This is a genomic window from Nostoc favosum CHAB5714, from assembly GCF_020829495.1.
In the GTDB taxonomy this organism is placed as follows: Bacteria; Cyanobacteriota; Cyanobacteriia; order Cyanobacteriales; family Nostocaceae; genus Nostoc; species Nostoc favosum.
The window spans coordinates 1-4,096 of the sequence record NZ_JAIVFQ010000209.1; the positions used below are offsets into that span (position 1 = coordinate 1).

7 protein-coding genes are annotated in these 4,096 nt (G+C 37.0%); 1 reads left to right on the forward strand and 6 read right to left on the reverse strand.

What is annotated here, in order from left to right; genetic code table 11:
* Positions 1-123 precede the first annotated feature (123 nt).
* Positions 124-348 carry a PEP-utilizing enzyme gene (locus LC586_RS39780; protein ID WP_229491271.1) on the forward strand — a complete coding sequence of 75 codons (225 nt, stop codon included), beginning with the start codon at positions 124-126 and terminating at the stop codon, positions 346-348.
* A 293-nt stretch (positions 349-641) separates the two neighbouring features.
* Here LC586_RS39780 and LC586_RS39785 read toward each other — a convergent pair whose 3' ends face one another.
* The 6 genes from LC586_RS39785 to LC586_RS39810 form a co-directional block, all read right to left on the reverse strand.
* On the reverse strand, positions 642-989 hold the full coding sequence (locus LC586_RS39785; RefSeq protein WP_229491272.1) for a hypothetical protein: 348 nt from the start codon (positions 987-989) through the stop codon (positions 642-644).
* Positions 990-991: 2 nt separating this feature from the next.
* Positions 992-1,270, reverse strand: a complete 279-nt coding sequence (locus LC586_RS39790) for a hypothetical protein (protein ID WP_190895136.1) — start codon at positions 1,268-1,270, stop codon at positions 992-994.
* A 70-nt stretch (positions 1,271-1,340) separates the two neighbouring features.
* Positions 1,341-1,709 (reverse strand): hypothetical protein, encoded by a 369-nt coding sequence (locus tag LC586_RS39795; RefSeq protein ID WP_229491273.1) that lies wholly within the window; start codon positions 1,707-1,709, stop codon positions 1,341-1,343.
* Positions 1,710-2,056: 347 nt separating this feature from the next.
* Positions 2,057-2,431, reverse strand: a complete 375-nt coding sequence (locus LC586_RS39800; RefSeq protein WP_229491274.1) for a hypothetical protein — start codon at positions 2,429-2,431, stop codon at positions 2,057-2,059.
* 413 nt (positions 2,432-2,844) lie between these two features.
* Positions 2,845-3,447: a siphovirus Gp157 family protein gene (locus LC586_RS39805; protein ID WP_229491275.1), complete on the reverse strand. Its 603-nt coding sequence runs from the start codon at positions 3,445-3,447 to the stop codon at positions 2,845-2,847.
* An 87-nt stretch (positions 3,448-3,534) separates the two neighbouring features.
* Entirely contained in the window at positions 3,535-3,702 is a 168-nt protein-coding gene (locus tag LC586_RS39810; RefSeq protein ID WP_176727085.1) for a hypothetical protein, read from the reverse strand.
* Between the last annotated feature and the right edge of the window lie 394 nt (positions 3,703-4,096).

Genomic DNA, 4,096 nt, shown 5'->3' on the forward strand with positions numbered 1-4,096 from the left:
GCATTGTAAGAGTGATAAGATGTCTGGCATGGGTGGCTTGTAGTTTTTGAGTTGTCGTTGTGAGAGACAATAACTCTACTACAAAGCGCCCTACCTCTTCATGCTCTTATTTTGGCAAAGGTATTGATATTAGTCACCTCCTTTACTGACCCTAGCTGGACACCATTGTTTGTATCCATAAAAGGCTTAGTCACCGAAGTTGGTGGACTGATGACTCATGGAGCAGTTATTGCACGTGAATATGGCTTACCAGCAGTTGTCGGAGTAGAAAGTGCTACCAAGCTGATCGAAGACGGACAGAGAATCCGGGTGAATGGAACAGAAGGATATGTAGAAATCCTATATTAAAGCGAAAATTACTTTCATTGGATTTTAAATATTGAGGATTAATCTTTCTGTTAACGTGGTAGCCTAACATAGCCTCTGAGGATGAATGTCATTAACTCTTGCTTATTGCGAAAATTTTAGGCGTAGGCGTAGCCCGTCGCAGACATCGCTTTGGGGCTTAAAAAATAATCAAGCGCGAAAGGAAAGATTTTTTCGTTGATTCTTAACCTTGGTTGTGATCAAGAGTAATTTCGATGCGTTTGCCCTGTATTCCGAGCGATAAGAGAGCGATTCATGGTCAAAAGTAATAGTTATTAGGTGTCTGTGTTGGTAGTGAAAAGCTTATTGTTTATTTTACTTGATAAAAGAGGTAATAGATTAATTCCTTCAAATGTTGAATAATCAGAAACTTCTGTCCCTTCTAACTCCCTTAAAAAGCCAGTTAATGCAAATGGACATTTCCAATTTAGTTCTTTTTCTATCAACTCAGCATTTAGATGATATTCTTGACACACAATATCAAAAATATCTTCAGTGGTTAATTCGAGATTTTGATCTAATTCCCAAACTCGCTCTTCTATTAAGTGGATGGAATCTTCTTCTGGGTAGGAAATTTCTGTTTTATAAGCGATTATTAGGTCAGTTATTTTGGAGTCCGCCATTTTTAAATCTCCTCTGACTTCACAATATAATCATCAAAAGCCTGCAAGTTTATTAGACACCAGCCATTAGGTTGGGTTTCAACGTAAAAATGATCCGACTCGCAGACCGTATACCATGTGACTTTGAAGCCGGAATTGAGAAACTCCATTGGTCTGCTAGTTAAATACCAGCTTTGCGGTTCTTCATGATTAATACCAAAGTCTTGATGCTCCTTATAACCATGATTTTCTAAATACGTGAACAAAGTTCCAAGGATGATGTATGCCTCACTTAAACTCATTTGTTTAATCTTGTTAACAGATTTTTTGTAGATCCATGAAATGAACAGCAAGTTGAGAATGGATGTGCAATTAGATGCGATAAGCCCTTGATATAGGGATTTCTAGAAAATAAAATCCACAGATTTCCAGATACTCTCTAGAAATCTGCTCTGGGCGATTAGCAATAAAACTGCAAACATCATCTAGGGAACTATAAACATTTGTACAGATAGTTGGGTGTTTGTAATCCCCAACCCCTACTAAATATTGCTCCTCTCCATCTTCTTTGTAAGAAGAAAGAAAAATTCTGACCACATTATCTGGATAGCAATGCCAGTTTTGTGGATCAGAAACTACAGATATTGCATCTGTAGGCATAGGCAATTCATGGTGAATTTTCCCATTTGGAAATTCACCCTTGTGTTTCGCTATATATTCTTGAATTTTTAGTTTTGTCATTTCTGCTCCAAATCAGTTTTCTTATATTTTATTGCCTGAAAGCAAAGGCGATCGCCTTACTCATCAGTTGGTATTCCTGAAGCGTGAAGTACGTAAAATTTAGCTGACTTTTCCCGTTTAGTCTCTCAAGATCGCTACCAACCCTCTCTACGTTCGCGCAGCGTGTCGCAGACAGACGCTACGCGAACGCAGAGGTCGTTCAATTTTAACCAGCCTCGCCACAAAACCTGGATGCCAATTGGTGTTTTGCTTCGATGTTATAGCTAGCCTCCAAGATGAGCGATCGCCCAGCTCACAGGTTTATATAAACTGATAGTAGAATAAATTACTATCAGTTTATATTTTTATTATGCTGACTGTTTAATCTTGGTTAAGGCTATTAACATTTCTTCTCGGTTGAGATGTCGTTTCTTACCTGTTTTGGATTCTTGGATAGCGTAACTCCATTTTTTTCCAGCTTGTGAGCATCTTTTTCTTAAGTGTTGAACAGTCATCTGTTTGGTTGTAGATACTTGATTTTTGTTTTTGTTAGATATCTGAATTTTGGATTTTTCAGTTAAGGTCTCGGTTTTAATTACACTGTGTTTTATAGATGTAGTGCAGTTCCAGTGTTTTTCAAAAGCGATAGATATATCTAGCAAGAATTGGAAAATAAGGAGAGTAGAAAATCCGTAAATAATAATGTAGAGAAGTCCTGTTAGGATATACTGTGCTAATTCCATTGTTTTAACTCCTGTTGATATAACTAGTAACTGGCTATTTATGAAGCGATATGCCAGGTTGCTATTTATATTAAGCGTTAGCTTGTGTGATATTAAAAATAACTTTTACAATATTACTATATCGGCTTTGATGTTATCCCAAAACCAGAAATATTTAATATGGGTAAATGAATTTTAATTATTTAGTTGTGGTTGGTGTCGGGAGTATCGGGAGTATTGATATGATAACTTTCCCGTTAAGCAAAGTTTCAGCATCAAGCCAAGTTTTGATGATTTTTTGAAGAAGTTTAAAATGGTGCTATAGGTTAAAAAAAATAAAAATGATTAAGATTTGACCCTTAACCATTTGATGATATTTTTGTAAAATGATGGGATATACCTATGTTTGATTCACATGGTTGGGGCGTATGCCATTAGTTGTGGTTTTTCTTGTTGCGAGACTTACTACCTGATTGCACCTTAAACCGCACCTGCTTCCCGATACTTACCTCGGCAAGATTGCTAATATCTTTACCAGATTTATAAGCTTCAAGAATTGCCTTATTATTAGCTTGGTACTTAATAACTCTAAATTCATCAGGAAAATCTTCATCATCTACTTCTACTAGTAATTTAGCGACTTTTGGTGGGTTATCCCTGATTTCTATTATCCTTTCCTTACCGATGTTTTTGTCACTAATTAATCCAATCTCGTGCAGATGGATGAGGGTGCGCTTGATTTGTTCAAGTTGAGTTTTGCGACGTGAAATTACCCGGTCGTGGAGTTCGGCTACTCGCGCTTTTCTTTCCTCCCAGGTTTCAAGGTCAAGATTTAACTGGTCAACTACCCAGGCGATCGCATCGATTTTGGTTTCGATACCATTTTGAACACCTATAAGTTCTTGTAAGAGTTGTTCTACATTACCCTGTTCGCCTAACTCGCCTGCTTCTTCTATCTGTGACCAAAGTTTAGCAGCATCTAGGCTTAATTCTTTGAGAGTGAGTTGGTTGATTTCGCGTTCAATTGCTTGAGTCATAATTTACTTTTGATATAAAAAACAACTAGCAGTTACTTGTTACTAGTTGTTGACTAAGAAGAGTTGATGCTTGAAGGGAGATTGAATTTAGTATCCGTACTGCAAGTGATAGTAGTCTGATTTTTCTTGTGCTAATTCTGCTTCGTAGTCGTAGTAATCTGCTTCGCTTATGAAGGTGCTTTTTTGTTGAATTTGCTGTGCAGATTTTACTAATTGTTTGTTAGTTGTTGGGTTAGAACTCGTAGTACTTTTCATGTCTATACAACTTCAATTACTTCAACGAAGTTGTTGCGTCAGCAAATGTTGTGATGTTGACTTAGAAAGATAATATTTTTCTTTTCACTTTATCAAAACTATTTACTATTGAGTTGTTTTAAACTACTAGTTTTTCTACCACAAAGATAGTTGTCCTGGTGATATATTTCCCCGTCTGCGCGTATGAAACAGCATATGACAAGCTGTTTATATAGACAACAACAACCAATTCTACAACGTGGAAAGAACAACAACAACAGCCCTAATTTTTGCGTTAGGGTAGAAACAAATTAATTTCCACAACGTAGAAAATGACCAAGGTAGAATGGGCGATATCGCCTCACACAGAGTCACGATTTAGCTGTGTCTTCGACCCTGAAACCTGCCTACCCGT

Excerpts from the sequence above, each read along its gene's own strand:
- LC586_RS39810 (WP_176727085.1), bottom strand. The coding sequence starts at position 3,702 with ATGAAAAGTACTACGAGTTCTAACCCAACAACTAACAAACAATTAGTA.
- LC586_RS39795 (WP_229491273.1), bottom strand. The coding sequence starts at position 1,709 with ATGACAAAACTAAAAATTCAAGAATATATAGCGAAACACAAGGGTGAA.
- LC586_RS39805 (WP_229491275.1), bottom strand. The coding sequence starts at position 3,447 with ATGACTCAAGCAATTGAACGCGAAATCAACCAACTCACTCTCAAAGAA.
- LC586_RS39785 (WP_229491272.1), bottom strand. The coding sequence starts at position 989 with ATGGCGGACTCCAAAATAACTGACCTAATAATCGCTTATAAAACAGAA.
- LC586_RS39790 (WP_190895136.1), bottom strand. The coding sequence starts at position 1,270 with ATGAGTTTAAGTGAGGCATACATCATCCTTGGAACTTTGTTCACGTAT.
- LC586_RS39800 (WP_229491274.1), bottom strand. The coding sequence starts at position 2,431 with ATGGAATTAGCACAGTATATCCTAACAGGACTTCTCTACATTATTATT.